The following is a 26,866-nucleotide window of genomic DNA, read 5'->3' as shown; positions in this document are numbered from 1 at the left end:
CCCTCGCCGTGGTGTGCGTCCAGGGCCCCCTCGCGGGCGAGGGGGGTGTGTCGTCAGGGCGTGGACGGATGCCCGAGCGCGGTGTCGAGTGCGTGGAAGAGCCGGTCGATGTCGTGGGAGGTGGTGTGGAGATGGGGGCTGATCCGTAGGGCGTTGCCGCGTGCTCCGACGAACACACCGGATCGCTCCAGTGCGCGGGCGGTGGCGTGCTGGAGGTGGGCGGGGAGGGTGATGCCGAGCATGTGCGGGCCGCGGGGGCCGGGGATGTCCAGACCGCGCAGGCGGGCGTGCTGCGCGATGAGGGCGGTGGTGGTCTCCAGGGTGGCGGCGATGCGGGGGACCGTCCATGTGGTGAGCTGCCGGAGCGCGGCGATCGCCATGGGGGTCAGCTCGAAAGCGGTGCGTGCCCCGGCATCGAAGCGGCGCGCCCCGGGCTGATATGCGTCGCGGTAGTCGACGAGGCGGGCGAAGTCCTGGGCTTCCTGCCGCAGGATCCAGTTCTCCTCCAGTGGCCGGCCGTCCTGGTGGGCGGGAGCGGCGTACAGGTAGCCCAGACCGAAGGGTCCCAACAACCACTTGTATCCGACGGAGACCAGGAAGTCGGGACGCAGCACCCCGACGTCCAGCGGGACGGCGCCGGCGGACTGGCTCGCGTCGATGACGAGCGCCGCGCCCACGGCGCGAGCGGCCCCGGCGATGCGGTCCAGCTCCAGCCACGTCCCGTCGGTCCAGTGCACCTGGGGGACCGACACCACGGCGACTGTCTCGTCCAGGACGGCCAGCACGGCGTCGGTCCACGTCTGGCCCGCCCCACGCCGCACGGTCAGCATGCGCGCGCCGGTGCGCTCGGTGAAACGCCACCAGGTGTAGATCCCCGACGGGTATTCGTCGGCGAGGACCAGCACCCGGCTGCCGGGGGCGGCCTCGAGATTCGCCGCGGCCACCGCCATGCCGTAACTGGTCGCCGGCACCAACGCGACATCGTCCGCGCCCGCCCCGATCAGCGCGGCGAACAGACCTCGCCGCTCCTCGGCCGCATCGAACCAGTCAGCGGCCTGGATCCGCCAGGGCTGAGCCCGCCATTGGAGTGCCGCACCTCCCGCGTGAAGGCCGGCGCGGAGGGTGGGAGCCAGGCTGGCGGTGTTGAAGTAGGCGACGTCATCGGGAATGTCGAACAGCTCACGGGCCGGATCGAGCGGCCGCGGGCGGTGGGGTGCGGACATCGGGAAGCCTCCCGCGAAGGGCCGTGCCGCTCTGGCCGGCCGAGACCGTGGGCGGACCGGACCGCCCATGCTGCCAGCATGAGCCCATCCCGGGCGGCCGCGAACGAACGGCACACCCGCGCCCTGGCTCACCGATGAGCGCGGCCCAAGACGGCGAGGCCCTTACCGCCTACACCGATACCGGCCCGGTCGAGGCGTCCTGGAAGCGATCCGGCTCCTTTTCACGGCCATGAACAGCAGGATTCCGCATGAGAACCGCCCGGCTGGCACCAATATCACGGTCGTGCCAGGATTGGGAGAATCGATCAGGCCGTCAAAAGCGCTGCGGCGAAACCGGACGCCCGGACCGACCTTCCGCCCAGAACCGCCCCAAGCAGCTCACCAACGCAGCGCCCAGCCGCTCTGGACCGGGCCGTCGGGCCCCAGAGAACGTTTCAGCTGTTCGGTGAAGTCGGCGCCCTGCTGACACAGCGGCCCGGCCCGAGCCCGCCGGATGGCGACCTGTCGCTTCGCGACGAGTGCCGATGTACCGGGACACCTGGCCATGCGAGGTGGAGTGATGGACATACAGCCCTCCCGACCGGACTCGAACGGGATCACCAAACGGTTCGCGTCGCGAGCAGCGCGCCCAGGACAACGGGCGCGGTCGCACCCGGGCCGGCGGCGGACGCGCCCGATGTCGCTGTCCGCGACGCTGGTCACGGTGCTCCTCGTCGCAGGGTGTACGTCGGCACAAGGAGCGTCCCCGGGCCCTGGTGAGCAGGCCACTTCCCCCGGCGCACGGGCCGCCGTGACCGTGCCGGACAGTTTCACCCCCGTGGTCGTGACACCGATCAGCAATCCGACGTTCCCTTGGCTGGGCAGCGACCAGAAGTACCACGTCTCCTACGACCTGCAGTTGACCAATGCCTCGCGGCTGCCCGCCACGCTCACCAAGGTGCAGGTGGTCGACGCCCAACACCCCGACACCGTCGTCGCCTCCCTCTCGAGCCGCCAACTGGTCGATCCCGACTGCGAGTACGGGGCCTGCAATCTGCTGCGGACACTGCCCTCGTCGAACGCCACCGACACCGTCATGCCCCCCGGCCAGTCCCGAGCCCTGATGGTGGACCTGACCTTCGACTCGCTGGACCAGGCGCCCGCCGAGGTCATGCACAGGCTGTTCGTCACCGGGCAGGCCGTGCCCCCGGCCACCAAACCGAGCCCGATCAGCTACCTCGCCGCGCCGTTCGACATCTCCTCCGGCAAGCCGCGGGTCATCGCACCCCCGCTCAAGGGGGACGACTGGGTCGCCGCGAACGGCTGCTGCGGCACCGGCGGGCCGCACCGTCCCTCGCTCAACTCGGTGAACGGCAAGCTGGCCAACTCCCAGCGCTTCGCCATCGACTGGATGAAACTCAACGACGAGGGCAAGTTCTACAGCGGTGACAAGACGAAGAACGAGAGCTACGCCGACTACGGCGAGGCGGTGTACGCGGTCGCCGACGGCACCGTGAGCTCGACGCTCGACACGGTCGAGGCAGGCACCCCTGGCATCCTGCCCGCCAACGACCCTGTACTCGGTCCGAAGATCACCGTCCAGAACGTGGACGGCAACCACATCATCCAGGACCTCGGCGGTGGCGTCTGGGCCATGTACGCGCATCTGATCAAAGGCAGCCTCCTGGTCAAGCCCGGTGACGAGGTCAAGAAGGGCCAGAAGATCGCGGAGCTGGGCAACACCGGCAACTCCAACGCCCCTCACCTGCACTTCCAGCTGATGGACGACCCGTCGCTGCTGCAGGCCGACGCCGTCCCCTACGTCATCGACCGCTTCACCTACCAGGGCCAGATCCCCTACACGGTTTGGCTGGCCACCGACGACCACCTCAGCGGCACCTTCCTACAGGGCAGGCTGCCCGAGCCGCAGTCCCGCACCGATGAGCTGCCCCTCGTCCTGTCCGTGGTCGACTTCCCGGACTCGTGAGTGATGATCTGTGTCGGTTTTCCCTGGTCGGGAGCCGGGCAGCATGGCGAGGTGGCCGATCTGCTGTGGGATGACGTGAAGTGCTTCTTCGACCCGGACCTGATGGGGTCGCTGCCGGACGTGCGCGTCCCGAATACCTCGGCAGAGGATTGGCAGTCGGTCCTCGATCTGGTCACCGAAAAGGGCTGGAATTGCCAGTACTCCGAGGGAGGGACGGTGCTTCCGGTGCCTCGGGCGAAGACCGTGCTGTCCCGTCCGGTGGATGCCGAGTGCCCTGACCTGCGGGTCTGGCCGACTGCGGATGTGTTGGCGATCTTCAGGTTCCATGCCGTCGATGAAATCGACTTCGACGTCGATCTGCGGGAGTTGCAAGGCCAGGAGCGACTTGACGCGTTCTGCGGCTTCCTCCGGGAGATCGGGCGGCGGCTGGGCAAGCCGGTGCTGATGGACCCGGAAGGCGACGACGGCCATCCGGTGCTCGGCTTCGATGTCGAGGCCGATCGAGTCGTTCTCCTAGCAGACCCGCAGATCAGGTGACTGAGGCCGACGGCTGCGGTTCGGCCGTCCTCGATGCGGAAGTTCAGGGGAGCTGCGTCCGGTCAGTGGATACTCGCTGCCGAGGTCGTACCGGATCCACGATCCCGGCAGCTTCCCGAACACGTAGGCCGCTCCGTCTCGGGTCCCGATGAGATCGCGGACCACTCCCTGGATCGCCTGGGCGTACGGGTCCGGACGCATGATCGCCACCTGCGCGCGCCGACCGGTCGAGCATCGCTGCGCCGATCGGATGACGCTCGTCGGCGTAGGTGTCGACAAGCCCGTGCGGCGCGTACCGGTGCACGGTCGCCGCGAGCTTCCACCCCAGGTTCACGGCGTCGCCGGCCGGCAGAACGCGTCCCCGCCGGTAGGCCATGGCCAGCAGCGCCCGATCGGTGAAGCCGGACGAACAGTGGGCGATGTCGGGGCCGTTGTCGCCGAAAGCGAAAAGGGCGGGGCGGCCGCCCATCTGGCCTCGGCGGCAGCTGATCGACCGGATGCGGTTCCGGATCCGGACAGTCCCCTGTCCGCGGCGGAGGCCGGGACGACAGTGATCGCGGACGGCGCCTACCTCGGCACCGGCCTGATCCTCCCGCACCACGGAAGGGCCGGCCGGCCCCCTCCTGCGCGGGCCCAGGAGGAGGACAACGCCGAACACCGACGCGTCAGGGCCCGCGTCGAGCACACCTTCGCCCGGATGCACTCCAGGCCGCCCAAGCCAGACCTTCTGCAACACCCTTTATGCCGTGTCCTTCGGATCAGACCGGGATCGCCCGGCACCGCGCCGCAACCATCCGTCAGTCGGGGAAGGAGAAATAGAGCGCCTCGCTGTAGAAGGAGGCGAAGTGGTTCTGCCAGTCGGCTCGGACCGAGGCCAGCCACTCCTCGTCCTCGGCGGCGATCGCGGCCTCAGCCTTGGCGACGGCGGCGGGGATGCCCTCGGACGCCAGGCGCCGCACGCTTTCCACCGGATCGTCGCCCGACATAGAGACGATCTCCCCGGTCTCGAGGACGAAGTACTCCGCCTGCTGCTTCTCGAGGTGGGCCGTGGTCCGGGCGACGCATTCGGCGAACTCGGCGTCGTCCTCCAGTCCCTTGCCGACCGCGTGAAGGAGATCGAGCAGCAGAGCCGCCCCGCCGGCGTAGTCCGCTGCGATGCCGATCGGCGGATTCCAGATCATGGACGGGACGATCGTCGTTCCGCGTCCCACCATGATCTTGTGCGCGAGCGGGATGTCCCAGTTGTGCTCGGACACGCATCGGATCTGCTTGGGGATCCCTGCGTCGTTCGGCATCGAGTCTGCGGAGTAGAGATATGAACGGTTTGCCATGGTGGTGACGCTAACACCAGGGACCGACAAGGCGGCGCCGTCGGACTCCTGGCGCACGGTCAGAACCCGCGGGGGGATGGCGTGGCCTCAGCGACGACGTGTTCTCCTGGGGCGTGTGGGTATCGCCGAGCCGAGAGGACTTCTCCAGGGCTGCGGACCTGTGGGACACCCCTGGCCGGGAGTCCGAGAAGCCGTACTTCGGCTGGCTCACCACCGTCCTGCCGGTCTACCCGGCCACGACTCTCAACCTGAAGACGTACGTCCACACCCGCCCGGTCGGCGAGCGTCCCTTGGTAGAGCTTGAGCCCACCGACCACCCCCTCGCGGTCGAGCAGCCCACGGGGATCGGCCTGGACCGTGTGCGGGGGATGGCGGCGGCCGTGCTCCACGCAGGCTATGGTGCGCAGCGGTGAAGGCCGGCAGCCCGGTATCGCCCATCCCGCTCGGGCCACAGCGAGCGTTTCAGGTGGCTCCTGAGCGTTGTACTCGGCCCAGCTGAGCGTGATGGTCGGCCCGGGTCTTTTCCTCGTTGCTCCACGGCGCGGCCGATGAGTTTCTTGCTCCCAATCGGTCCAAGCTCATGACACCTCAGGAAAGGACACCGCCATGTCGGAGCTTCTCGTCGACTTCATCACCTCCCTCGACGGCTACGCATCGGGAGAGGGATGGCCCGGGTTCTGGGGCCTCGAGGGCCCGGAGTACCTCGCCTGGCTCGGCGAGCAGCCCGAGGCCACCTACCTGATGGGAGCGAACACCTACCGTCTGATGTCCGGCTTCGCCGCAGGCGAGGTCCCGCCCGGCCAAGACGAGTTCAGGCCCGAGGAAGAGGCGTCCGTCGACGAGCTCACGCAAGCGTCCAAGGTGGTGTTCTCCTCCTCACTCAAGGAGCCACTGACGTGGGCCAACTCCACGCTCGTTCGGGACGATGCCGTCGAGGTGGTCCGCGCCATGAAGTCGAGTGGCTCGGGGCTCCTCAGCACGATCGGCAGCCTCAGCCTGTGCCGATCCCTGCTACGAGCCGGACTCGTCGACCGTTTCCGGGTCGTGATGTTCCCGGTGATCACCGGGGCCACGGGCGCAGAACGCATCTACGACGACTATCCGGACGTTGCCCTCGAAATGATCGAGCACCGCACATTCGACGGCCGCATTCAGCTGGTCGAGTACAAGCCCCGCGTGCTGGAACACCCGCCGCTCGACGTACCTGCGTGACGTCGCCCCGTCCGCCGGTCTGGACGGCTGCCAGGCCGGCGCCGACACACGCGGAGCGAGACCTCGGTAGGGGGTGAACGGCCGACGTCAGGCCGCCCGGCCCACCTGGACGTGAACCTGGACAGAGTCTCGTGAGCTGAGCGTTCCATGTGGCCGAGGCCGGCTGAAGCGCTCAGTCACCATGGCTGTGCCTGCGCGCGATGGGTGGCGTGGAACCGGCGGCTGCGGAGGACTTCGTCCCGAACCATGCCTAGTCGTTGGGGTCTTCCCGGGCCTCGTACCCTTCGAGGCCGGCCCAGAGCAGGGAGGGGACGAGTGCGTGCAGGTACCAGGCGAGGTCGGTGAACCGTGGCGCGTCCGGGATGCGACGCCGGTTGATGGTGGGAAGGAAGGAGACCTTCCTGCGCTGCGCTGAGAACACGAGCATGCCGCCGGTCCCGCCCTGCGGGTGGTAGATGTTCAGCGCCACGGTGTAGGGCAGGTTCGCCGTGGCGTCCAGCTCCGCGAGCACGGCGTCGAGGCGGTCGGGGGTGCTGTCGTACCACTCGTGCATATCGTCCGCATCGTTGATCATGAACGAGATGTGGCCGAAGTTTTCCTCGGCGCACCAGCCGGCCGGGGTCAGCAACTCCAGCAGGCCGCGCACGGTGGCTGGGCGCTGGAAGGTGAAGTCGATGTCTGCTTGTCGGTTACCCACGTGCGTCTCCGGGAGCTTGAGCGGTCGCGTCGCATACTCGCCGTTACGCAACGCTCCGTCGAGCCGATTTCCCTGGGACCGCCGCTCCAACTGGTGGAGTGGCCGACGCAGTGCCCGCACCGAGCCTGAGCATCGGTCGGTTCCTCGGTCGGCCGCGAGGTCGATTCCGAGCATCGGAGTCGTCCATCCGCGGCCACCGCGCCCGGTGTCCTTCTTCCGCCGGTCTACGGCTTTGGCCCGGTCGCTTCCGTATCTGTGCGCGCGCCGGCCTCCGCCTTCGGGGATGCGGCCTACCTTCTTCACGTCCACGTGGATCACGTGGCCGGGTCGGAAGGCGTGGATTCTCCGCGGCTGTCGGTCGGCGTGGGCCTCACCATTGGGGTCGAGATCCCCATCTCGGCTGCGACGTGGGCTGTGGGCCTCGTGCGGCAGCACTCCATGAGACGACTCGTCCTTCCACGGCGAGGGGTGCGTTCTTGTGGGTCACGCAGCAGAACCGGGCGCAGAGGATCGCCGTGTGCGGTCCCGCCTGTCGATGGCCTCGGCGACCTCTCGGATGGCGCCACGGAGAAGGTCACCGTAGGGATTCCGAGGAAGCCGGGGGGCGTGCTCTTCGGCCGCGTTGATGTGCTCGGCGGCGGCCTCGAAGGAGCCGAGCCGGCGGTAGTCGTCGGCAAGGTTGAGGTGCAGGGAAGGGTAGAAGCCGGCGATGTGGAGGCCGGCGTGGTGCTCCTGAACGCGCTGCTCGGTGACGGCGTCGGCAGCATCCAGTGCCCGGACGTCCCAGGCGAGGGCCTGGGCGGGATCTTCGTAGAGGTCTGCCAGGTAGTGAGCCAGGGAGCAGCGGTGCAGCGGATCGCCGGTGACACCGATCGCGGACCACAGGTTCAGAAGTATTTGGCGGGCGGACGCGATGTCACCGGCTTGGCCTACGGCGACGGCTTGGCCGATGGCTTCCATGGTCGGGTCGGGGCCGGCGGGTGCGGTCGTCATGGGGTGTTCCTCGTCGTCTCGTTCAGGCAGGGGGCCTTGATGGGCATGGCCAGGGTGGTGAAATCGCCGCGGTCGGCGGAGCGGATTGTGACGGGCTGGTCGTGTCCCCTCAGGTCGAGCATCACGTCGGGGCCGATCGCGGCGCTCACGGCGGGATAGAACGTGGTCAGTTCGAACCAGATCCGGAGGGCCGGCCCCGTCGCAGTGGACGAGAGCGGGGTGCCGGGGTGCTCGTCATCCGCTGACACGACGTTCACTCCGCGGTCGGCGACGTGCAGCCCGATGTGCTCACCGGGATGTTCTTCCAGGGTCCTCAGAAGCAGTTCCTTCGAGACCGTCACACGGGTGGTGACCTCACCCAGCGACGCGAGCATCAACCGATAGTCGGGGAAATCCTCGGACAGCAACCGGCAATGCCGGTCCTTCCGGCCGGCCACGCGGAACCAGATGCCGTGCGGCACCGCTTCGACCCGAACCAGCGAGCTGCGGCGGATCTCGGCGGCTGCTGCCCGCAGCTCGTCGCCATCGACTGTGCCGGACCACGTCTGCGCCGGTGGTTCAGCCGGCACCAAGGTTCGGGTGGCGAGCCGGTAACGGTCAGTTGCAGTCAGGGTCACCGCCTCATGGCTCGCCTCGATGCGCAGGCCGGCGAGTACCGGCATCCCGGGCTCGTGTGCGGTCGCGGTCAGCACCTGCTCGACCGCATCCGCCAGCACCGGACCCTTCAGCGCCGCAATCGGAAGACTTGGCACACTGCCAAGGACGGACTTGATGGTGGCAGCCTTCTGCTGTGCCGCCACCGCGTCCCCGACGACCTTCGCGATGTGCTCATCGAGCAGCCGGGATGCCGCGTCAGCCCCGGAATCCAGCACCGCCTCGACATCGGCGAGGGGCATGGCGATCTCACGAAGTTGACGCAGCACGGTCGCCCGAACCAGCTGGTCAGCGCTGTAGTAGCGGTAACCCGAGACCGGGTCGACCTCGGCAGGGGGCAGGAGCCCGGAGTCGGCGTAGAACCGCAACGCGCTGGACGTCAGTCCACTGCGCTGGGCGAAGACTCCGATCGGCATCAGATCATCTTTTGGCACCGCGCCATCATCGAGGTTCAACCAACTTGAAGGTCAACACCGACGAGCGGCGTCACCAACCTCATGGCCGGCAACGCCTGGATACCCATCAGGTCGAAGAGCGTGGGGTGTGTTGGTCCGGAGTAGCAGACTCCGGCCCCGGATTGCCCACGCCGATGATCTCGAGAAGGTCCAACAAAACGGCCGGTCGAGTGGAACTGGCAGCTCCACAATCGTGGCCGCGGAGAGCTGTCGCAGACGGTTCGCGGGACGGTGGTACTCGATATCGGGTTCCCCGCCCAGGACCAGTTCCGCGATCTGGAAGGTGACGTATCTTCCGAGCCCAGGCAGCGTGCTGAGAGATGTCCAACTTGCTGAGCGTACGCACCCTTATGACGTCCGGTCAGGAGTAGTCGCGGTGAAGGTCGCCCACGAACGGCGATTAATTCCCAGCCATCAGGCAGGGGTTGCCCGCGGGTTTGCGACGTAGGACTCCCTTGGTCCGCTCTACAAGGGGCGACTGTCAGACCAGGCAAGGAGATGCGGCGATGGCGGCGATCCACTGCCGCTTCCCGGCCACAGCCCTGCCGGACGGCGTGCGTGGGGCCTGGCTGCTTTGAGCCATTCTCCAATCCTCTCCTCTGAATATGACCTTCCGTGGCTACTGTTCGGACCGTCTCGGGGGGAGGCGCCGCAATACATCTCTTCCCCCCTGCCTGCCCTCATCCAGGGCACGCGAGGAAAGGAAGGAGAAAAGTTGAGCATGCTGCGTAGAAAGGCAGCCGGTCTGATGGCCGGGGCAGTGCTGCTGGGGTTTGCCGGTGTCAGCCCGGCACACGCCGGGGCGTCGGCCGAGGGCCAGTTCGAGTCCAGCATTTCTTGGTGGACGGCCCCGACCGAGTCGCGCCGGTGGCGGGACTACAACGACACGTGGGACTACACCGGCATCTACTTCGAGGGATGTCGGTCCGATGACGACTACTGGGGTTACGACTACGCGTCGCTGCGCCTGTGGAAGGACATCTCCGCGGCTCCGGATCGCAGTTACGGAACGCGGAACAACTATTGCGGGTGGGTCGACTACGGAGATCCGGACTCGGCTGGGAACTACTACTTCCAGCTTTCGGACGTCGGTAACGGCGACTGGATCGACATCAGGTACGTCAAGGTCGCCTGGTAGTGGCCGGACGTTGCGGGCTCCTGGCGGATTCAGCTCCAGGAACCCGGACGGCCGGCGGTAGTCCGCTGCGGGGGTGCGCCAGTGGGGGTTCGTCCTGTTTCGGGAAAGGAAAAGTGAGTTGAAGATCGGGATGAAGTCGCTGGCCGGCGTGGTGGCCGGGGCGGCGCTGCTGGGCGCTGTGTCGGTGGTTCCGGCGTATGCGGGGGCCCAGGCGGAGGGCTGGTTCACCTCCTCGCTGACGAACTGGAAGCGCGGGGATGAGTCGCGTCGCTGGTGGGACAACAACGACACCTGGGACTACACCGGGATCTACTTCGAGAACTGCGTCTCGGACGGTGCGACCGGGTTCAGTCACGCGGAGCTGGACCTGTACAAGGACATCTCCTACGCGCCGGACCGGTACAAGGGCAGCGAGAACAACTACTGCGGCTGGGTGGACTACGGCGACCCGGACGATGCGGGTAACTACTACTTCCAGCTCTACGACATCTACTCGGGCGGCCGTCTGACGGTCAAGTACCTCAAGGTCGCCTGGTAGCGCGGTAGCGCGGTAGCTGGAAGAGCGCTGTAGGGGGTCCCGGTGGATTCAGCACCGGGACCCCCGTCTCTCTACTTTCCCACGGACTTGGCTCCCCCTGTGCGGTGGGGGCAGCAGATTGTGTGTTGATACATGTCTTTGGTTTTTGACCAGGTCTCGTTCAATTACAGGCGGAACACTCCGGTTTTCGACGATTTCAGTCTGTGTGTGGAAGCCGGAGCGACCGTCCTCCTGGGACCCAACGGGGCGGGAAAGTCCACCCTCATGTCACTCGCCGCCTCCCACCTCAAACCGGCCGCCGGTTCAGTCGCCTTCAACGGCCTCGACGCCCACGGCCGCCGCCAAGCCCCCTACAGGGAACGCGTCGCCTGGATACCCCAGCAGATCACCCCGATACCCGGCCTGACCGTACGCGAACAGGTCGCCTACGCAGGCTGGCTCAAAGGGATGCCCCGCCACCTGGCCTGGACCGCATCCGCCGACGCGCTACGTCGTGTGGATTTGATCCGCCTGGCCGACCGCAAAAGCCACCAGGTCTCCGGCGGACAACTGCGCCGCATGGGCATCGCGGGCGCTCTTGCCCACCGCAGTGAGCTGATCCTGATGGACGAACCAACCGCCGGCCTCGACCCCACCCAGCGCCTGGTGTTCAGAGAACTCCTCGGCGACCTATCAGGCCAGGTACAGATCATCGTCTCCACCCACCAGACCGAAGACCTCGCCGACCTGTACCAGCACGTAGTGGTCCTCTCCCAGGGGAACATCCGCTTCCAGGGGAGCCCCCGAGACTTCCATGCTCTCGCACCATCCTCCGGCCAAGGCCGTGAGCAAGCCGAAGCGGCCTACGTCCTGCTGGTCGGACGGGAGATCTGAACGGTGCGCACCTCCACTCTCCTTCGCTCCTCCTCCGCCGGCCTGATGCTGGTCTTCGCCGCCGGATACGTCTTCCTCCTGCTGTCCGAACCGATCCGTGTCAACGTCACCGCCTCCTACGGGCCCTCCGTCCTCGGGGCCGCGTCGTACGCCATCCCCTTCGCCGCCGCGGCATGCGCGGCCTCCGGAGCATGGGAAAGCTCCCGGCTGCGCCGGGGCCGCGTGTTCGCCCAGGCCCCCGCACGCGGACATCTGACCATCGCCCTCCAGGTCCTTGCGCCGGTATGGGCGCTGGGCGTGATCAGCATGGGGATCGCGTCGGCCATCGCCTCCAGCGCGGCGGGGGCACTTCCGCCACTGTCGTACCTGGGCATGTTCGCCGTGTACGCGCTGCTGATGGCGGCCGCGTCCGGAGCCGGCTACCTGCTGGGGGCGCGGATCCACCATCTGGCGGCCGCGCCGATCGCGATGATCGCCGTGTTCTTCTTCACGGCGTTCCCCGGGTCCTGGAAGACTCCCTGGCCCCGCCACCTGGTGGGCGGCGGCTACGACGCATGCTGCTCGGTCGGATCGGTGATCGACCCTTCCGCGGTATGGGCCCCTCTTCTCTTCGCCGCCGGCGCCACCGGGGCCTGCATCCTCGCCATCGCCCGAAAGCCCTGGTGGACGTCGGCGCTCGCCCTCGCAGCAGCGTCCGGCGCCGCGATCGCCCTGGTCGCGGGTATGGGTTTCAACCCGACCAAGGCCCGAAGCGCCGAAGCGATGGTCTGTGACCGGCGGGCGGTCCCCGAGGTGTGCCTGTGGCCCGAGACCCCCGGACGAGACCGGATCATCGATGCCACCCGAGTCCAAAGCGCACGCCTGGAAGCGGCCGGGCTGCCTCTTCCCGACTCCTTCACCCAGAGCCGCACCCTCAAGGACGGCCAGGCCGGATTCGGAGGAAAGGGACAGGTACGCGAAGGGTCCATCACCCCGAACCTGGTGAACATGCTCCTGCCCCCCATCCCGCGATGCGCACGTACGGGCCAGAGCTACCCGGCGTTCCCCGCCAGAGGCCCCCTCACCGGCTGGCTCGCCTCCATCGCCACCGGCACGCCGCCGCAGCCCATCCAGGGAACCGTCTCCTTCGAGGACGCCAAACTCGCCCAGCAGGTCCTGACGCTTCCCCCCGAACGTCAGCACGCCTGGTACGAGAAGAATCGCCAGGCGCTGACCGGATGCGAGCAGAGCCCCTCCCTCAGCCCCGAGGGAGCAGGCTCTTGAACTGGTGGGTGCTGTCCAGGAAAGTGCCGGCTCTCGCGGCGCTTACCGCCGCCACGACCTTCATCTCCCTCGCGCTGGGCCAGTCCTATCTGCCTGTTCCCGCGCTGGTCGGCGGCGCCGGTCACTTCCTTCTGGCCGCCCTGCTGACCGTCATCCCGGCCGTGATGTGGCTGGCGTTCACCGCCCGAGCCCGCATCCCCGCCGAAACGGTGTCGGTACGCGCCGTGCACCGCTTCGACGTGTCTCTCGCCGCGGCCGGCGCAACATTGTCCTTGAGCCTGGCCGTCCTGGGACACTTCCTGGGAGCCGACGCCGTGGCCCTGGCCGTGGGCCGCAACACCGCCTTCTACTTCGGCGTCGCACTCGTCTTGAACCCGCTGACCGGCGCACGGGCGGGCGCGCCGCTCCTGGTCGCCGTCCCCCTGGTGCTGGCAGTAGGCGGCTGGCAGGCCGGCGGCCGCGGACCTCAACCCTGGGCAATCCCCCTCCACGACGCTGCCAGCCTTCCCGCGCTCTGCGCAGGCCTCGCCGTCTTCCTGACCGGCACCGTCTTCGGCAGCATCCGAGCGCCACGCCTCATCCCCTGAGTGGTCGGCTCCGGAAGTCCTTCGGGGGTTGACTCTGACGTTGGCTTCAGAAGCTGTTGTCGTACCGATCACGGTGGACATCGGTTCAAGTGTGGCGACTCTGTCGGGTGATCTCTCGCTTGTGCGCGCATGAAGGCAGGGCCTCCGGTGCCTGGTCCGAGAGGAGGCCGGCCGTGATCCGGAGCCGACCGCGGCGGTGGTCGACGTGCAGTCACTGCGGGCGGCGGCCTCGGTGCCGGCGGCCACCCGCGGCTACGACGGGGCCAAGAAGGTGCCGGGGCGCAAGCTGCACATCGTGGTCGACTGCCTGGGGCTGCTGCCGGCCGTGATGGTCACCGCGGCGAACGTGACGGACCGGGACGCCGCGATGCCGCTGCTGGAACGTGCCCGGGCCCGCTATCGCAGGATCGTCCTGGTGTGGGCCGACGGCGGCTACGCGGGTCGCCTGGTCAGCTGGGCGAAGCAGCAACCCGGGCTTGCTCTGGAGATCGTCAAGCGCAGCGACGACGCCTCGGGGTTCGTGGTGCTGCCTAGACGCTGGGTGGTGGAACGCACGCCGAGCTGGCTGATGCGCTCGCGGCGCCCGGTACGCGACTACGAGACGCTGCCCGCCTGCATGAGCAGATGGTGCTGCTGTCGATGACGATACTCATGAGCCGCCGCTGACCCGGCGGCGAGTGTGAACCATCCCGGGGTGGGATCGTCGGCCCAGCTCCGGTCAGCGCCGAGGACAAGATCTGGCTGGGGAAGAGCTCACTTCGGAGGGTCACTACCATTTTGATCATGTGGAGAGAGACGGCCTTGCAGGCATCCCCAAGCGTTGGGTTTCGGGCACCGGCTCGTGAGCCTGAACTCGCCGAGGCCGAGCGGCGGCTTGGACGTGAGATTCCTTCAGAGCTGAAGCAGATGCTCCTGGAGAGCAACGGAGTGATCGGACACAGCTCGGTCGACACCGTCTGGCCACTCGACCAGATCGTCGAACAGAACCTCCTCTTCTGGTCCGACCCATCCTTCGCCCAGTTGTACATGTCGTTCGACGCCCTGCTGTTCTTCGGAGACAACGGAGGCGGTGATCAATTCGCCTTCGTGCAGAAACCACAGCGTCCCGACATCTTCGTTTGGGAACACGAGACCGACAGCAGGCGGTGGGTGGCCGGCGACCTGCGGGACTACCTCGGGCGCTCGCTTCGACATGGTGGAGACGACTGGTACCAGATGTAGGCCCCTGGCTCAGCGCATGCTCTTCGCGGTATCGCGTAGCTGCTGTATCTGGTCCAGTGTCAGGCGGCGGACATCCCAGATGAGGCCGGTCACGTCGACGGCGACCTCCGACGGGGGCGCGGTGTCCGGCAGCTCGACGCCGGTCAGTTCGGCCAGGTCGTCGGCGCGAATACCAAGCACGATGGCGTAGTCAGCCAGGAGATCCGGTGTCAGCTCCTTGAGGCCGCGGCCGACCTGCCCGTACGTTGCCGGAGACCAGTACCGGCCGGTCAGGGGCAGGAATGTCTGTGCCCCTGCTACCCACCCCAGGTTCCGGTTGGCGAGCAAGCGCATGAGCAGTCCACCGGGCCCCGGCGGGTACTGCAGATACCCGCGCGGTTCTGGAACCGGCTGGGTGCGGCGCTCCTGCGGCAGCGACCGCGCGAGCCGACGCAATTGGTAACGTCCAGCCCTCGGCAACTGGGCTGTGTGCCAGGCGAGTCGAGCCACAGCTGTTCCGGCCCGGGGGTCCAGGGGCGTCATGTCCAGGGGCAAAGCCACAGCAGCAATGACATACAGGTCCGCGGCCTCCAGTTGGAAAACAGGGGCGAGCCGTCGCAGCAGCGACGGGCCAGGCGCTGCACCGTCCAGAACCGCCCCCAGCTCAGCCTCCGGGACAGCGGACAAGCGGGACAGATCCTCAATGCACAGCCCGCGACGCTCCGCCAACCGGTTCAACATCACATCGAATCCTGGGATTCCCGTCACCCGGGGCAGCCTAGGCCCCCGTGAGGCGGCCTCAGCCCATCACCAGATGATCTCCGGCAATCACATTGGCTCGGGCCTCGTTCGGAAGATCACTGGCATGCCGAGATCGGTGGACCCCCGTCCTGGGCAAGGAGGGGTGAGGCCGGGTGCGGGCTGCCACACGGGATGCGTATGGCAGCCCCGAAGGTCGCGGGTGACGGCCTGGTGTCATAGCTCCTCGTCCTCGTCTTCTCCGGGTTCGGAGTCGCGGACGAACCAGAGGTCGAGGCTGTAGCGCTCGGGGACAGGACTCCGGTCCCAGGCCCGTCCGATCTGCTCAGTGCTCCAGCCGGAGTCGATCTGGCGAAGGGTCTTCGCGTAGTAGGCCGCGGTGGCGGCGCGTCCCGTCCAGGAAGCGTGTCCCTCGTAGCAACCCGGTCGGGGCAGTGTCATTTCACCTGCGGGTCCGAAAACGAACTGGCCGACCACCAGTGTCCCGGTCTCCGACTCGATTGCCACGGGGAGGGTGCCTTCCACCTCCGCCGGGCACGGCTGGGGGGTGTCCCAGATCCGGATGACCACCTCGACCGTTACATCGGGTTGCAGGCTGTACATGTACAGGTGGTAGCCGTTCCCGCCGACGACATGTTCGTGGGCCAGGTCGATGGCTGCCTCGTCGGTGAGATAGGCGTCGGCGTCGTAGACCTCCACGAGACGGTAGTTGGGTCGGGCGGGCGTGCGGTACTCGGTGATCAGTGCCATGGGCTTCCCCATCCGTCAGGGAGTGATCTTCACGTACAACGGATCGTTGTCGATATCGCGGTTCTCTTCGTACATCTTCTGTATCAGCAGGCCGGCCTTGCCGTTGTCCGTCCCGTCGATGAGGCGGACCGAGTAGCCCGCTTCACCTTCGGCGGCAACATCATCGAGACCGGAACCGACTCCCACCGACTCGCCACCACCCGAGCCCGCGCCGAGCAACAGGTAATCGGCTGCGTGGCGAAGGTTCAGATGTGGGCCCGGATCTGCTTGACCGGATGGCCGAGCAGGTCCGCCAGCGCCGTCAGCTCGTCCTCGCTGAACCAGAGGCGTTCGGGGTTCCAGATGGCGATCTCAAAGCGGGCGAAACCGCAGGGCCAGTCGTATTCCAGGGCGTCCAGGGTGGTTGATCCTCCGCAGCACGGGACCTCGATCGCGAGCGTGGTGAAGCCGTCGTCGCAGTGAGCCTCGAGGAGGTCTCGCCACCACCCCGTGTCGATGGCCGCCTGACACAAGGGGCAACCGATCCTCTCCAGGTTGTCCCCGCAGTCGACGGCGGTCACGACGTCGTGCCACGTCGCGTCGATCTCCACGTCCACGCCGTCGGCAGCTCCGGGAGCCAGGTCCTCGACGAGCGCGAGGACGCGATCAACCACATCGCGATCCGGCCGCCACCGAGGATCACTCGGAATGATCGACAGGATGTCATCGCTCACAGCTTCCCCACCTCGTCATGCCACTGCATCCTTGCGACGCGATGTCATCGATCGCACGTTCCGGTGCTGCATCTTCCTGGACCCGAAGCGCGAAACGGGGCAGCGGGGCGTTCCAAGAACTCGGCAACATTCCATTGTCAGCCCAGCATCAGGTGATGCTGAAACCGGCCGACATCCGTTCCTGGTTCTCAGGCTCTGGTCCACTTCTTGTGGTGTGGGCACTCGGGGCGATTGAGGGGCAAGACCTTGAGTCAGAACGGTGGGTCTTCGGTGTAGCCGCCCGTCCAGTTGCTGCGGGCGGCACTGAGGCGGGCGTAGTGCTCGCGGGCCGCAATGTCGGACGCGCTTTCCAGGCAGCTGGTGTTGTGTCCCCATGCCTTCAGCGCCTCCAGCACGCGGTCTCGGTGGTGCCGGTCAGTGCTGCCGGCCAGGAGGCGTCGGGCGTGGTCGGCCAGATCGGCCTGGTGATGGGTGAGGAGGGGGTGCTCGGCGAGGGGGATGGCAGTGACAAGGGCGGTGTGGCGCACGTCGACGTTGTCATGACCGAGGAACCGATGAACAGCGGAGTGGATTGCCGGGCGCGCGTCCCGAAACGCCCGCATCTGCTCGTCGTGGATTCCCTCACCGTAGAGGCGTTCGTCGATGGCAACGCACTCGTCGTTGGCGTCGTAGGCGGTGTCGCCGAGCCAGTCGAGTAGCTGCACGAGAGTCGGGCGGTTCTGTGTCTCGGCGTCGGGGTTGTCGTGGTCCGCCGAGATGGCCGGATGGTTGAGGATCGCCGCGACGTAGAGCGCCACTGGGACGGTGGCCTCGTAGATGCTGTTCTGGTGCGTCACGGGCCCCAGTGCATCGTGGAGAGCGGACTCCCTGATGACTGGGTCAGGGTCGGTGAGGAGTCTCAGTGCCGCCGGCAAGGCCTCGCCCGTCCCGCACGCTGTGGCGAGCGACCCCCAGTTCGTACTGTCCAACAGTGTTTGAAAGGGAGGGAGGGAGGGCGGCAGGGTGAGGCTTCTCGTTCTGGCTGCTGCTGTGGGTCACAGGCTGAGGCTATTGCGTTGACGAGTCAGTGTCGTGCGCGGGCCTCACGTGTAAAGCAGACCAGCTTGCGGAGGAGTTCGAAGCCTGCGCGGCCGAACATCTGGCGCTTTAGCATCTTGATCCGATTGACATGGCCCTCGACGACTCCCGAGTTCCACGGCTGTGAGAGCCCGGCGGTGACAACCTCGAGGTCGCGTTCCAGGTGCCGGGCGAATCGCTGAAGGCTGGGCAGGTCGGTGGTGGTCGCGGCATCGATCCATGCCGGCAGCTGGTGGCTTGCAGGTGAGTGAGCATGTGGGCGAAGGAACGGACGTGACCCGCGAGTGCGTCCAGTTCAGGGCAGTTCGCCAGGAGCGCGTGGACGGTTGCATGCTTGACGCGGGTCCGCTCCGAGAACCGGTGCCCGGTCGGCCACGGCGACGACACGGTCGGCTCCGACGCCTGCGGAGGCTCCTCCAGCGGTGCCAGCGCCGGTCGCAGGCAGGCGCGGTGCCGGAAGACGCACTGCTCGGTGGCTTCGCCGAGGTTGTGCCACAGGTGCCATCGGTCGGCGACCTGGAGGGCTTGCGGGCGCCGCGGGTAGCGCCTTCGGCGTAGAAGACGGCGGGGGCACGGCAGATGCTCTCGATTCCGGGCCGCTCGGAAAGCCAGGCCGCGAGTGTGTCCGCCTCTCGGTCCGGAAGGAGGTCCACCGGCCGACGCGTCTCGACGACGACGAGCACCGTTCCGTAGATCCGGCCCTTGCGCTGCGGGTACTCGTCCACGCCGACGACCCGGGACGTGGCGCTGGGCGGATCCGGCAGCGAGGTGATCAGCCTCAGCAGCGTGCCGTCACGCTGCGTACGTGGCCACAAGAAGTGGACCAGAGCCGGTTCTCACCTACGCAGCCAGCCAGGACGCTCTCCACCTCGCCGCCGTCCTCATCTGGGCGCGACCATGACCACACTAGAGGTCCAGAGCGTGGGCGAAGGCCGAGAACGTGGGCGTGACCAGGCGCCACTCGCACTGGCGGGGGTTCGTCCAGAAGTCGCTGCCCACCACGCGGGGATCGGCGGGATTTGTGCGGTAGTCCAGAGCCAGGGCCACGTCGTCCCCAGCATGTCGGTTCACGGCAACGAGGACTGCCTGCTCGACATCCAGCCAAGGTAGTTCGACCGCGGCCTGCTGACTGTTGCCCCGCACTCCGCGGAACAGCGCAGAAGAGCGCGCATCATCCGCGAAGCGGTCCATGGACCGGGATTCCCTCGTCATCTGCTCCGTGTCTGCAAGGAAGTCGAGTGGATCCTCGAACCACGGGATCAGCCTCGCCAGCTTCCTATCCCCGGGATGGTGCCACCGGCCTTGGCGGATCAGTGACGTCAGCTGCACAGGCAAGACCAGCCCGCGGACCAAGGTTCTTTCCATGGCGAACAGCGTGTCACGCCCCTGCCACTCATTCGATCCGGAGGTTCTTCTTCAATCAGCCGGCCAGAGCACCAAAGAGACACCCCTTAGCCGTGAGAACGGCTCGGCGAACGTCCGGCGCGGGCAGTCCGCCGACCCGCAGGTGAATCGCCGGACTGTCAATCCGATCGCAAAGCCCTGCTCAGCGAGCGGCAGGTCCTTCAGCCGGCGCAACCGACGATCCGCCGCCATGACCTGTCACGACATGGCCTTGCGCGGCCTCTGCCGGCGAGGGGTGCTCGCCGGCAGGTTGCCCGAGGCTCCAGCTCCCGTTGGTGGAAGATCCCTCATCGCGCAGTCCGGGCGTCCGCCTTGGGACGTGCGCGGTGGGCAGGTGGTCGTCGCCCTCGTTGATCAAGGTCGAGGCCATGGCGCGGCCGTCCCGACAGGCGAACCTCGCGTCCGAGAAACTACTTGCCTGGCGGGAAAGTAAGTGTGAGGGTGGAAGCATGGAAAAGCTTCCCACTCCAGATGAGGCGAACTCGGCTCTCGCCGTGGCCGGTTCGGCGAGTCGTGCCGCTCGCGGACCCCGCCCGATGCCCTCCTGGCTTCCCCCGGTGGCCGGCCTGCTGCTCGCCGGAGGGTTCGTCAGTTTCGGTCTTGCGTATGGATATCGTGATGAACCGGCCTTCCTCGTCGCGGCCGCCGTCTTGCTTGTTCTCGCCCTTCTCGCCATCGCTTCCACGGTCCGTGCCGGTGGCGTGGTGCCCGCTCCCGCGGGCACCACGCGGGAGCGGACGCTGCGTCAGCTCCCCGCACTGCTGCCGTTCGTCGCCGGCGGTATCGGGGCGCTGTTCGCCGGCGTCGTCGGCTGCCTGGCGGTCGCCGGGATCGGTCTGGGCGTACTTGCCTGGTTCCAGCTGGTGCGCTTGAGGAACGGCATCGCGGCGTGATCGGACCGGATCCGCTGCCGCAGCTGGACGCGGTCGTCCAACATCCCAGCAAACTCGCGGTCGTCGCCTTCCTGTCCAGTTGCACGGAGGCCGAGTTCAAGGCGGTGCGCGACGGGCTGAACCTGTCCGACTCCGCCCTGAGCAAGATCGTGACAGCCTTGGAGGACGCCGGGTACGTCGCGGTGCGGAAGGGGTACGTGGGCAAACGCCCTCGCACCTGGCTGACGCTGACCGGTACCGGCCGAAGCAAGCTCGCCGGCCATATCTCGGCCCTGCAGCAGATCGCCGATCAGGCCCGGGAGCGTGGCGCCGGCCTGGGCTGAGCCGGGCGCCCCGGATCCGGTACCGGGGGCGGGACGGGCCGGCCGGTCGGAACGCCTCGGCAGGCGCCTTCTCCACCGGAACACTCAGACTCCACCGGCCATGGCCGGGGCCCCGGGGTCATCCCGGCAGCGCAGCGCCTTCGCCGAAGGCGGCGAGCAGTTGTAGCGGCCACTCGGGATCAGCCTGGCCGATGGCCAGGGCAATCCAGCGATCGGAAGCAGGTGGCCGCCACACCTGCATGCTGCCGGCCAGACCGCACAGGAAGTCCATCGGCTCGGGCGCCTGAAAGTCCGGATCCGGGTTGTCGAATCCGAGATAGGGCCCGAGGTCGACCGTCTCGGGAGCGCCCCAGCGCTGTGTGAGAAGCGCAGCCAGACCGGCAAGATCAGCAGCGATGCTTTCCTCGGCTTCCTCCACCACCCCGGAGCTTCGGTCCTCCCAGAAGTCCTGGCTTTCCACCAGCACCGCCACGTGATGTCCGGGACCACTCCACCGATCGGCGGCCTTCTCCTCGCCCTGGAAGAACGGCATCGCGTGAAGGCTCTCCACAAGGTGCAGCAGTTCCTCGGCGGAGCGCGTCAGGTGCTGGGGCGGCATGCGCGCAGCCTAGTCCGTCGGTTGAACCGATCCACCGGCGACTCGGATGCTCACTCGCCAACAGCCCTGACCGCTCATATATGGATGGTCGGACACGGGTACTCACATCTGGTTGAAGAGCGACTCCATTTCGCCGAGTTCGGATTCGGTGAGGTCCGTCCGCAGGTTCACGAGCTCCGCGACCCATGCGGGGGTGCGCAGGGTGAGGATGCTGTGGAGGGTGGGGTGGATGGTGGCTTCTGCCTGGTAGGTCGGGTGCTCGGTGTGCCGGAACACGGCCCGGATGCGGCCGTCGGTGGTGCTGTCGGTGACGGGGACGGAGGGGTCCAGGGTCCAGTCGTCGCCTGGTGCGCCCTCGATGCCCCGGTAGCGGGGCAGGAGCAGTGCCACGGCCGAACCGAAGGACGGTGTGGTCGGGACGCTCTTGCGGAGTTCTCCGTCACGCCCCACGTACCAGGAGCCGTGAGGGGTGCTGACGGTCCGGCCCCCGTGGTCGACGTCCAGGATCCACCGGTCGGTCGCCAGGTAGCGCAGGGTCCCGGTCTCACCGATCTCACCATCCGCGAACGTCGTACGGAACCCGCAGGCCGCTTGGGCGGGATCGGCGGCGAGGAGCAGCCGCAGGAGGGTGGCGTGGTCCATGGTCGTGGGGTTCCGTTCCGTTCCGTTCCGTTCCGGGCTCAGGTGTCGCCTTTCTTGAACTTGCGGCTCGTCGTTTTGTAACAGCAGGTCGCACGATCGCTCGGTAACGACCCGGCCGTCGCGATGGTGGCCGGGTCGTTACGGCGCTGACGATGTTCCAGGCGGCCCAGAAGCGGCGTTTGCCGTCGAAGGGCAGGAGGTCGTGTCGGTCAGCGCCGGCGGTGGCGGCTGATCTCCTCGGCGTCGTGGCGGCGGCCCGCCTCCACGAGCCGGGCGGTCAGGTTGTCCAGAGTGCCGGGGAAACGGTGGCGGGCCGCGGCCTGGACGATCTCCTCGCGCAGCGAGCCACGGCCGAGGCCGTCCAGAGCCCCGAGGACCGCGACGAAGTCGTCGGTCATCCGCTTCGCGCAGAACTCGATGACAGCGGCCGCATCGGCATCGGGGGAGACGTACGGGACGTCCCGTACTGCCCGCAGCCCGTCGACCAGGGCGGCCACCTCCGAGGCGGACCGGCGCTGGCCCCCGGCGACGAGCAGGGTACGGGCCTCGTCGGCCAAGTCGAGGGCGCGCAGCCGGGACAGCAGCCCTGGTACGTCGCTCACGCGGACCCGTGCCCCCGCTCCGAGCAGGAGCTCTCGGACGTCGCCGTCCGCGTCCCTGGTGGCCTGGAGTTGGTCGAGGAACGCCGTTCCTCCGGGGCTCACGCGGCCTCCGGGCCCTGGCCTCACAACCGGGTCCAGGGCCTCCTCCTCGACTGCGGCGGCATCCGAGGCGGGGACGACACCCGCGCCCGCCGGCGGTGCGTCCAGGGTGGGGGCGCCGCTCAGCGTGTCCCGGCCCGGCGGCGGAGACGGGGGTCGGGCGGGCGTGGGTACCGGATCCACGTCTGCCTGCCGTGTCGCCGGGGCGGGCACTGTGGGGCTCTCGGCCGTTGGGGTCGGCACTGTGGGGCTCTCGGCTGACGGGGTCGGCGGGTGGACTGGTTCCGTCACCGCCGTCGGGAGGGCCACCGACACCGCCGGGGGGAGCCAGTCGAGCTCCGTCAGGATCCGGGTGGCCGCGCCCCCCTCCCCGGGCGGAGCGGTGGTGGTGTCCGTGTCTCCCAGGGCCTCGGCCAGTTCCGCCATCACTTCCGGCACCCCCGGACGCTCTCCGGGCTCCCTGGCGAGGCAGCGCCGGACCACCTCCAGTTCCGGCGGCAGTCCCGTGAGGTCGGGTTCCTCGTGCACCGTGCGGTAGTGCACCGCGAGCGATGCGCCCGTGCCGAACGGCGGCGACCCGGTGGCCGCGTACGCCAGGACGGCGCCGAGGGCGAAGACGTCCGATGCGGTCCGGGCCCGCTGGCCCTTGATCTGTTCGGGAGCCATGTAGCCGGCCGTACCGACCTGCGCTCCGTCCTGCGTCACTGTGCTCAGGTCCGCGGCGATGGAGATGCCGAAGTCGATGACCCGCGGCCCGTCCGCCGCGAGCAGGATGTTCGAGGGCTTCAGATCCCGGTGGACCAGCCCGGCCCGGTGGATCGCCTCCAGCGCCTCCGTCAGACCCACCCCCAGTGCGAGCACCGACCTCTGCGGCCACGCCCCGTGCGCCTGGACCGCCTGCTGGAGCGAGGTGCCGTCGACGTACGCCGTGGCCAGCCACGCCGGTGTGCCATCCGGATCGGCGTCCACCACCGCCGCGGTGAAGAAGCCCGTCACGCGGCGGGCCGCCTCGACTTCCCGGGCGAACCGCAGCCGGAACTGCGGGTCCTCGGCCAGCTCGGCCCGTACCACCTTGATCGCCAGCGCCCGGCCGCTCGTCGACCGGCCCAGATAGACCCTGCCCATGCCTCCCGACCCGAGCCGGGCCACGACCCGGTATCGCCCCAGCTGCTTCGGATCCCCGGGCTCCAGCTCCTGCACGGCAGCCTCCTCGGTGTGTGAAGGGCCCCTCCCCGGAGCCGCCCCTTGTCCTTGATTTAACGTCAGAAAGGGTCTACCCGGCCGGAGTTGTGCAATGCCGATCGCTCGGCCCTCGGCCCCGGCCGGCTGTGCGATGGGCTCGCGGATGAACTCCGCGAGTGCGGCTGTGGCCGTAGCGGTCGAGCGGGGGCACTACGAGGGTGTCGCCCGGGTCCAGGAAGGCGTGGTACGCCTTCAGCTCCGGGCGGAGCGCGTTCTTGCCGGCCTTCTGGTCCGCGGAGATCTTCCGGCATCCGGAGGCGATGAGCGCGTCGCGCCTTCGACGACCGGGTGTCCGGTTTCCGGGCTGTGGGCCCGGGGCCCCCACGGGGGGTTCGCGACGATCCCTGGGGAGGACAGCCCCAGCGCGGCGTTGTCCTTGCCGTCCCGCATGTGGTCGAGCCAGCGCTCGTACCAGCTGAGGAAGTCCTGCGCCGAGGAGACGTTCGGAGGCCAGAAGCCCGCCGAGTTGCCGGTGACCACACGGCCGGCAAGGGGACCGGTCACGCCGATGAGGCACAGATCGCTGCAACCCATCTCGATGATGTGGAGGAACAGGTCGCCCTGCATCGCGTCCGGGTGGTTCACATGGGTGAATCCCCGCGGGCTGCCGTCCGCGGGCTTGCGGTTCATGGTGAACAGCCTGCACTTGTCCAGCGGCAGAAGCCCGTAGAAGGGTCCGGCACCACTGCCCCCGAGTTCGACCAGGAACGCCCGGTAGGCCGCGGGCAGGACGATGCCGTGCTCCGCCTCGAAGGCATCGGCTTCTGCAGAGCTGATGCACGGGCCGAGGCGGAACCGGTGGCGTTCTCCGCAGACGGAGTGGCTGCGCTGGGCCTGGTACGGCATCTTCGCGAGCTTGGAGCGTATGCGGGATGTACGGGATGTGCGGGATGTGCGGGAGTCCATCGGAGGATCTCTTCTCTTGTCTCGCCGAGACCTTACCGATCGGTCCGGTGCACCGGTGGCCCCGGGCGAGAATCGGGGACGGGTCGGAACCACACCTGGACGACGCGATGGCCTGGTACGCGCCGGCGGACGAGCAGCGGGCCACCGCAGTACTACTCCTTCCCCACGAGCGGCTCCAGGACCCCGGAGCCGGGCAGCGCCGCGGCCATGTCGCAGCCGAGCGCTCCAGCCATCGGCGCCCCCGACCTGGCCCCGCCCGGGAAGCAGTCAGGCGGAGGTGAAGAGCAGGGCGGCGTTGTGGCCGCCGAAGCCGAAGGCGTTCGCCAGTGCGGCGGGCACACGCATCCGGCGGGGACCGCCCGCGACCACGTCCAAGCCGACCTCCGGGTCCGGGGACGCCAGGTTACGGGTCGCCGGGACCACCCCCTCGTACACCGCCCGCACCGCCGCGATGGCGCCCACCGCGCCCGCCGCCCCGAAGAGGTGCCCCGTCATGGACTTGGTCGCCGTCACCGCGGCGTGCGTGCCCACCGCCTCGGCGATCGAGCGCGCCTCCACCAGGTCGCCCGCCTGCGTCGACGTCGCGTGCGCGTGCACGAGCGCGACGTCGGCGGGGGCGAGCCCGGCCGAGGCCAGTGCCGTTCGGATCGCCCGTACCTGTCCCGGCGCGTGGGCGGCGGTGATGTGGTGGGCGTCCGAAGTCACTCCGGCCCCCGCCAGCCGCGCGTACACCCGCGCTCCGCGCGCGGCCGCGAACTCCGCCCGCTCCAGGACCACCAGCCCCGCGCCCTCGCCGATGACCAAGCCGTCGCGGCCGGTGTCGAAGGGGCGGGAGGCCGCCGCCGGGTCGTCGTTGCGCGTCGAGTGGGCCTTGGCCTGCGCGAACCCGGCCAGCGGCAGCGGGTGCACGCAGGCCTCCGTACCGCCGGCGACCACCACGTCGGCCCGTCCGAGCCGGATCAGGTCCAAGGCGAGCGACAGGGCTTCCCCGCCGGAGGCGCAGGCGCTGACCGGGGTGTGCGCACCGCCACGCGCGCCGAGTTCGATGGACACCCAGGCCGCCGGGCCGTTGGCCATCAGCATCGGAACGGTGTGCGGGGAGACATTGCGCACGCCGGAGGCCTCCAGGACGTCGTCCTGCCCGAGCAGGGTCAGCGCCCCACCGGTCCCGGTACCGATGACCACGGCGAGCCGCTCCGGCTCCACTTCCGGCTGTCCCGCGTCCGCCCATGCCTCGCGGGCGGCCACCAGTGCGAGCTGCTCGCAGCGGTCCAGGCGCCGCGCCTGCACCCGGTCCAGCATCTCGGCGGGCTCCAGCCGCACCCGCCCGGCGATGCGTACGGGGAGGGATGCGGCCGCCTGGGCGGTCCCCGAGCCCGCACGGTTCAGCCGAGGGCCGCGGTCACTTCCCGGCGGCTTGCCTCCGACAGGAGCGGAGTCCAGCGTGTGAAGAGCTCGAGCAGGTCCGCCCCGTTGCGCTCGGGGAAGGGCGACTGTCGACGGATGGAGTCAGACAGCCGTGCGCCGTATGTGCAGATGGCCGTCCGCAGGGTAGGAGGGAGGGGCCGACGGCAGGGTTCTGTCGAGCTGGTAGCCGTTCTTCTCGGCGACGCGGCAGGAGGCCGGGTTGTCGACCTGGTGGAGGAGTTCGAGGCGCTCCAGACCGCTGGCTCGGAAAGTGTCGAATGACCAGGTGGTGAGGGCTTCGAGGGCACGCGGGGCCACGCCCCTCACGCGAGCGCGGGCTGCCGTCCAGTAGCCCACCTCGGCGGAAGGCTTGCCGGATGCGACTTCCTTGAGTACGACGTTGCCCACCAACCGCGGTGGCGCCGCGTCAAGGGCAGTTTCAAGGACGGCGAAGGCGAACCGGTCGCCTGCCGCCCAACCCTGCTCCTGAGCCCGTACCCACCTCAGGCCATCCTCCTCGCTCTCGATACGAGTGCTCACCCAACGCCGCAGTCCCGGATCCCGGTACACCTCGACCAGTGCGGCAACGTCGTCCGCACACCAGGGGCGAAGGACCAGAGCGGGAGCGGTCGGTGTCGAGGCGGCCTTGAGTATGACGGGAGCATCCATTGCCGGAGCATATGCGGCACGGGCTTGAACTGACGCGATATGCGGCCGCCATCGTGCGGATGGCCCCCCGGTTCTTCCGAATCCGCCACGAAGCGATCAGTGACCCGGCGTGCCG

The 26,866-nt window shown here is 68.4% G+C and carries 30 protein-coding genes and 4 pseudogenes; 15 read left to right on the top strand and 19 right to left on the bottom strand.

Annotation, left to right across the window (positions count from 1 at the left end):
* Positions 1-53: 53 nt before the first annotated feature.
* The gene (locus ACIQ5Y_RS01480) at positions 54-1,223 is read right to left on the bottom strand and encodes an aminotransferase class V-fold PLP-dependent enzyme (RefSeq protein ID WP_403873743.1); all 1,170 of its coding nucleotides are present in this window, start codon (positions 1,221-1,223) and stop codon (positions 54-56) included.
* 817 nt (positions 1,224-2,040) lie between these two features.
* Here ACIQ5Y_RS01480 and ACIQ5Y_RS01475 point away from each other — a divergent pair.
* Together ACIQ5Y_RS01475 and ACIQ5Y_RS01470 are read left to right on the top strand one after the other, a co-directional pair.
* A complete protein-coding gene (locus tag ACIQ5Y_RS01475; protein ID WP_403873740.1) occupies positions 2,041-3,189 on the top strand; it encodes a M23 family metallopeptidase in 1,149 nt (382 codons plus the stop codon).
* A gap of 51 nt (positions 3,190-3,240) precedes the next feature.
* Positions 3,241-3,726, top strand: a complete 486-nt coding sequence (locus ACIQ5Y_RS01470; RefSeq protein ID WP_403873737.1) for a hypothetical protein — start codon at positions 3,241-3,243, stop codon at positions 3,724-3,726.
* 43 nt (positions 3,727-3,769) lie between these two features.
* Here the strand turns inward: ACIQ5Y_RS01470 and ACIQ5Y_RS01465 are convergent, their stop codons facing one another.
* Positions 3,770-4,102, bottom strand: coding sequence for an FAD-dependent monooxygenase (locus ACIQ5Y_RS01465; protein ID WP_403874477.1), 333 nt, complete (start codon positions 4,100-4,102; stop codon positions 3,770-3,772).
* Positions 4,103-4,264: 162 nt separating this feature from the next.
* Between ACIQ5Y_RS01465 and ACIQ5Y_RS01460 the strand changes: the two are divergent.
* Positions 4,265-4,426, top strand: a pseudogene (locus ACIQ5Y_RS01460) (transposase); the annotation flags it as partial.
* Between the two features lie 97 nt (positions 4,427-4,523).
* Here ACIQ5Y_RS01460 and ACIQ5Y_RS01455 read toward each other — a convergent pair.
* The gene (locus ACIQ5Y_RS01455) at positions 4,524-5,057 is read right to left on the bottom strand and encodes a hypothetical protein (RefSeq protein WP_403873735.1); all 534 of its coding nucleotides are present in this window, start codon (positions 5,055-5,057) and stop codon (positions 4,524-4,526) included.
* A gap of 89 nt (positions 5,058-5,146) precedes the next feature.
* On the opposite strand from ACIQ5Y_RS01455, the pseudogene ACIQ5Y_RS01450 reads away from it, so the two are divergent.
* A pseudogene (locus ACIQ5Y_RS01450) lies at positions 5,147-5,470 on the top strand (DUF2199 domain-containing protein); the annotation flags it as partial.
* A gap of 193 nt (positions 5,471-5,663) precedes the next feature.
* The gene (locus tag ACIQ5Y_RS01445) at positions 5,664-6,269 is read left to right on the top strand and encodes a dihydrofolate reductase family protein (protein ID WP_403873732.1); all 606 of its coding nucleotides are present in this window, start codon (positions 5,664-5,666) and stop codon (positions 6,267-6,269) included.
* Between the two features lie 250 nt (positions 6,270-6,519).
* Here the strand turns inward: ACIQ5Y_RS01445 and ACIQ5Y_RS01440 are convergent, their stop codons facing one another.
* The 4 genes and pseudogenes from ACIQ5Y_RS01440 to ACIQ5Y_RS01425 form a co-directional block, all read right to left on the bottom strand.
* Complete coding sequence (locus ACIQ5Y_RS01440; protein ID WP_403874496.1) at positions 6,520-6,966, bottom strand: hypothetical protein; 447 nt, start codon at positions 6,964-6,966, stop codon at positions 6,520-6,522.
* A 192-nt stretch (positions 6,967-7,158) separates the two neighbouring features.
* Positions 7,159-7,353, bottom strand: a pseudogene (locus ACIQ5Y_RS01435) (IS481 family transposase); the annotation flags it as partial.
* A 96-nt stretch (positions 7,354-7,449) separates the two neighbouring features.
* Complete coding sequence (locus ACIQ5Y_RS01430) at positions 7,450-7,959, bottom strand: hypothetical protein (RefSeq protein ID WP_403873730.1); 510 nt, start codon at positions 7,957-7,959, stop codon at positions 7,450-7,452.
* Positions 7,956-9,047: a MerR family transcriptional regulator gene (locus tag ACIQ5Y_RS01425; RefSeq protein ID WP_403874475.1), complete on the bottom strand. Its 1,092-nt coding sequence runs from the start codon at positions 9,045-9,047 to the stop codon at positions 7,956-7,958. Before ACIQ5Y_RS01425 ends, ACIQ5Y_RS01430 begins: the two co-directional genes overlap by 4 nt.
* A gap of 742 nt (positions 9,048-9,789) precedes the next feature.
* Here ACIQ5Y_RS01425 and ACIQ5Y_RS01420 point away from each other — a divergent pair.
* The 7 genes from ACIQ5Y_RS01420 to ACIQ5Y_RS01390 all read left to right on the top strand — a co-directional run bounded on the left by ACIQ5Y_RS01420 (position 9,790) and on the right by ACIQ5Y_RS01390 (position 14,688).
* Complete coding sequence (locus tag ACIQ5Y_RS01420) at positions 9,790-10,206, top strand: hypothetical protein (RefSeq protein ID WP_403873727.1); 417 nt, start codon at positions 9,790-9,792, stop codon at positions 10,204-10,206.
* Between the two features lie 118 nt (positions 10,207-10,324).
* Positions 10,325-10,744 (top strand): hypothetical protein, encoded by a 420-nt coding sequence (locus ACIQ5Y_RS01415; RefSeq protein WP_403873724.1) that lies wholly within the window; start codon positions 10,325-10,327, stop codon positions 10,742-10,744.
* A 132-nt stretch (positions 10,745-10,876) separates the two neighbouring features.
* Positions 10,877-11,617, top strand: coding sequence for an ATP-binding cassette domain-containing protein (locus ACIQ5Y_RS01410; protein WP_403873721.1), 741 nt, complete (start codon positions 10,877-10,879; stop codon positions 11,615-11,617).
* Between the two features lie 3 nt (positions 11,618-11,620).
* Positions 11,621-12,880: a hypothetical protein gene (locus ACIQ5Y_RS01405; protein ID WP_403873719.1), complete on the top strand. Its 1,260-nt coding sequence runs from the start codon at positions 11,621-11,623 to the stop codon at positions 12,878-12,880.
* Positions 12,877-13,467 (top strand): hypothetical protein, encoded by a 591-nt coding sequence (locus tag ACIQ5Y_RS01400; RefSeq protein WP_403873716.1) that lies wholly within the window; start codon positions 12,877-12,879, stop codon positions 13,465-13,467. Before ACIQ5Y_RS01405 ends, ACIQ5Y_RS01400 begins: the two co-directional genes overlap by 4 nt.
* Positions 13,468-13,672: 205 nt before the next feature.
* A complete protein-coding gene (locus ACIQ5Y_RS01395) occupies positions 13,673-14,110 on the top strand; it encodes a transposase (RefSeq protein ID WP_403873713.1) in 438 nt (145 codons plus the stop codon).
* A gap of 140 nt (positions 14,111-14,250) precedes the next feature.
* Positions 14,251-14,688: an SMI1/KNR4 family protein gene (locus ACIQ5Y_RS01390; protein WP_403873710.1), complete on the top strand. Its 438-nt coding sequence runs from the start codon at positions 14,251-14,253 to the stop codon at positions 14,686-14,688.
* A 9-nt stretch (positions 14,689-14,697) separates the two neighbouring features.
* Here ACIQ5Y_RS01390 and ACIQ5Y_RS01385 read toward each other — a convergent pair whose 3' ends face one another.
* Both ACIQ5Y_RS01385 and ACIQ5Y_RS01380 read right to left on the bottom strand, forming a co-directional pair.
* Positions 14,698-15,435 carry a hypothetical protein gene (locus ACIQ5Y_RS01385; protein ID WP_403873708.1) on the bottom strand — a complete coding sequence of 246 codons (738 nt, stop codon included), beginning with the start codon at positions 15,433-15,435 and terminating at the stop codon, positions 14,698-14,700.
* A gap of 207 nt (positions 15,436-15,642) precedes the next feature.
* Complete coding sequence (locus ACIQ5Y_RS01380; protein ID WP_403873705.1) at positions 15,643-16,176, bottom strand: hypothetical protein; 534 nt, start codon at positions 16,174-16,176, stop codon at positions 15,643-15,645.
* A 132-nt stretch (positions 16,177-16,308) separates the two neighbouring features.
* Between ACIQ5Y_RS01380 and ACIQ5Y_RS01375 the strand changes: the two are divergent.
* Positions 16,309-16,407: pseudogene (locus ACIQ5Y_RS01375) on the top strand (AAA family ATPase); the annotation flags it as partial.
* Between the two features lie 14 nt (positions 16,408-16,421).
* Here ACIQ5Y_RS01375 and ACIQ5Y_RS01370 read toward each other — a convergent pair.
* From ACIQ5Y_RS01370 to ACIQ5Y_RS01355, 4 genes are all read right to left on the bottom strand, one after another.
* Positions 16,422-16,889: a hypothetical protein gene (locus ACIQ5Y_RS01370; protein WP_403873702.1), complete on the bottom strand. Its 468-nt coding sequence runs from the start codon at positions 16,887-16,889 to the stop codon at positions 16,422-16,424.
* Positions 16,890-17,140: 251 nt separating this feature from the next.
* Positions 17,141-17,725, bottom strand: a complete 585-nt coding sequence (locus ACIQ5Y_RS01365; RefSeq protein ID WP_403873699.1) for a hypothetical protein — start codon at positions 17,723-17,725, stop codon at positions 17,141-17,143.
* Between the two features lie 227 nt (positions 17,726-17,952).
* The gene (locus ACIQ5Y_RS01360) at positions 17,953-18,183 is read right to left on the bottom strand and encodes a transposase (RefSeq protein ID WP_403874473.1); all 231 of its coding nucleotides are present in this window, start codon (positions 18,181-18,183) and stop codon (positions 17,953-17,955) included.
* A 689-nt stretch (positions 18,184-18,872) separates the two neighbouring features.
* Positions 18,873-19,157 carry a hypothetical protein gene (locus ACIQ5Y_RS01355; protein WP_403873697.1) on the bottom strand — a complete coding sequence of 95 codons (285 nt, stop codon included), beginning with the start codon at positions 19,155-19,157 and terminating at the stop codon, positions 18,873-18,875.
* A 770-nt stretch (positions 19,158-19,927) separates the two neighbouring features.
* On the opposite strand from ACIQ5Y_RS01355, the gene ACIQ5Y_RS01350 reads away from it, so the two are divergent.
* Together ACIQ5Y_RS01350 and ACIQ5Y_RS01345 are read left to right on the top strand one after the other, a co-directional pair.
* The gene (locus tag ACIQ5Y_RS01350; protein WP_403873695.1) at positions 19,928-20,263 is read left to right on the top strand and encodes a hypothetical protein; all 336 of its coding nucleotides are present in this window, start codon (positions 19,928-19,930) and stop codon (positions 20,261-20,263) included.
* A complete protein-coding gene (locus ACIQ5Y_RS01345) occupies positions 20,260-20,586 on the top strand; it encodes a winged helix-turn-helix domain-containing protein (RefSeq protein ID WP_403873692.1) in 327 nt (108 codons plus the stop codon). Before ACIQ5Y_RS01350 ends, ACIQ5Y_RS01345 begins: the two co-directional genes overlap by 4 nt.
* A 118-nt stretch (positions 20,587-20,704) precedes the next feature.
* Here the strand turns inward: ACIQ5Y_RS01345 and ACIQ5Y_RS01340 are convergent, their stop codons facing one another.
* The 6 genes from ACIQ5Y_RS01340 to ACIQ5Y_RS01315 all read right to left on the bottom strand — a co-directional run bounded on the left by ACIQ5Y_RS01340 (position 20,705) and on the right by ACIQ5Y_RS01315 (position 26,751).
* Positions 20,705-21,184, bottom strand: a complete 480-nt coding sequence (locus ACIQ5Y_RS01340) for a hypothetical protein (RefSeq protein ID WP_403873689.1) — start codon at positions 21,182-21,184, stop codon at positions 20,705-20,707.
* A 102-nt stretch (positions 21,185-21,286) separates the two neighbouring features.
* Positions 21,287-21,826, bottom strand: coding sequence for a hypothetical protein (locus ACIQ5Y_RS01335; protein ID WP_403873686.1), 540 nt, complete (start codon positions 21,824-21,826; stop codon positions 21,287-21,289).
* Between the two features lie 209 nt (positions 21,827-22,035).
* A complete protein-coding gene (locus ACIQ5Y_RS01330) occupies positions 22,036-23,727 on the bottom strand; it encodes a protein kinase (RefSeq protein WP_403873684.1) in 1,692 nt (563 codons plus the stop codon).
* A gap of 234 nt (positions 23,728-23,961) precedes the next feature.
* Positions 23,962-24,615 (bottom strand): SMI1/KNR4 family protein, encoded by a 654-nt coding sequence (locus ACIQ5Y_RS01325; RefSeq protein WP_403873681.1) that lies wholly within the window; start codon positions 24,613-24,615, stop codon positions 23,962-23,964.
* A gap of 327 nt (positions 24,616-24,942) precedes the next feature.
* Positions 24,943-26,118, bottom strand: coding sequence for a beta-ketoacyl-[acyl-carrier-protein] synthase family protein (locus tag ACIQ5Y_RS01320; RefSeq protein ID WP_403874472.1), 1,176 nt, complete (start codon positions 26,116-26,118; stop codon positions 24,943-24,945).
* A 66-nt stretch (positions 26,119-26,184) separates the two neighbouring features.
* Positions 26,185-26,751, bottom strand: coding sequence for a GNAT family N-acetyltransferase (locus ACIQ5Y_RS01315; protein ID WP_403873678.1), 567 nt, complete (start codon positions 26,749-26,751; stop codon positions 26,185-26,187).
* Positions 26,752-26,866: the final 115 nt, after the last annotated feature.

This window comes from Streptomyces sp. NPDC096339 (genome assembly GCF_044762985.1).
Lineage (GTDB): Bacteria > Actinomycetota > Actinomycetes > Streptomycetales > Streptomycetaceae > Streptomyces.
This window is presented reverse-complemented; position numbering and strand designations above follow the sequence as displayed.

Coding starts and splice junctions, on each gene's coding strand:
- ACIQ5Y_RS01480 (WP_403873743.1), bottom strand. CDS start 1,223: ATGTCCGCACCCCACCGCCCGCGGCCGCTCGATCCGGCCCGTGAGCTG.
- ACIQ5Y_RS01465 (WP_403874477.1), bottom strand. CDS start 4,102: ATGGCCTACCGGCGGGGACGCGTTCTGCCGGCCGGCGACGCCGTGAAC.
- ACIQ5Y_RS01455 (WP_403873735.1), bottom strand. CDS start 5,057: ATGGCAAACCGTTCATATCTCTACTCCGCAGACTCGATGCCGAACGAC.
- ACIQ5Y_RS01445 (WP_403873732.1), top strand. CDS start 5,664: ATGTCGGAGCTTCTCGTCGACTTCATCACCTCCCTCGACGGCTACGCA.
- ACIQ5Y_RS01430 (WP_403873730.1), bottom strand. CDS start 7,959: ATGACGACCGCACCCGCCGGCCCCGACCCGACCATGGAAGCCATCGGC.
- ACIQ5Y_RS01420 (WP_403873727.1), top strand. CDS start 9,790: ATGCTGCGTAGAAAGGCAGCCGGTCTGATGGCCGGGGCAGTGCTGCTG.
- ACIQ5Y_RS01410 (WP_403873721.1), top strand. CDS start 10,877: ATGTCTTTGGTTTTTGACCAGGTCTCGTTCAATTACAGGCGGAACACT.
- ACIQ5Y_RS01390 (WP_403873710.1), top strand. CDS start 14,251: ATGTGGAGAGAGACGGCCTTGCAGGCATCCCCAAGCGTTGGGTTTCGG.
- ACIQ5Y_RS01380 (WP_403873705.1), bottom strand. CDS start 16,176: ATGGCACTGATCACCGAGTACCGCACGCCCGCCCGACCCAACTACCGT.
- ACIQ5Y_RS01355 (WP_403873697.1), bottom strand. CDS start 19,157: ATGGACCGCTTCGCGGATGATGCGCGCTCTTCTGCGCTGTTCCGCGGA.
- ACIQ5Y_RS01340 (WP_403873689.1), bottom strand. CDS start 21,184: ATGCCGCCCCAGCACCTGACGCGCTCCGCCGAGGAACTGCTGCACCTT.
- ACIQ5Y_RS01335 (WP_403873686.1), bottom strand. CDS start 21,826: ATGGACCACGCCACCCTCCTGCGGCTGCTCCTCGCCGCCGATCCCGCC.
- ACIQ5Y_RS01325 (WP_403873681.1), bottom strand. CDS start 24,615: ATGCCGTACCAGGCCCAGCGCAGCCACTCCGTCTGCGGAGAACGCCAC.
- ACIQ5Y_RS01315 (WP_403873678.1), bottom strand. CDS start 26,751: ATGGATGCTCCCGTCATACTCAAGGCCGCCTCGACACCGACCGCTCCC.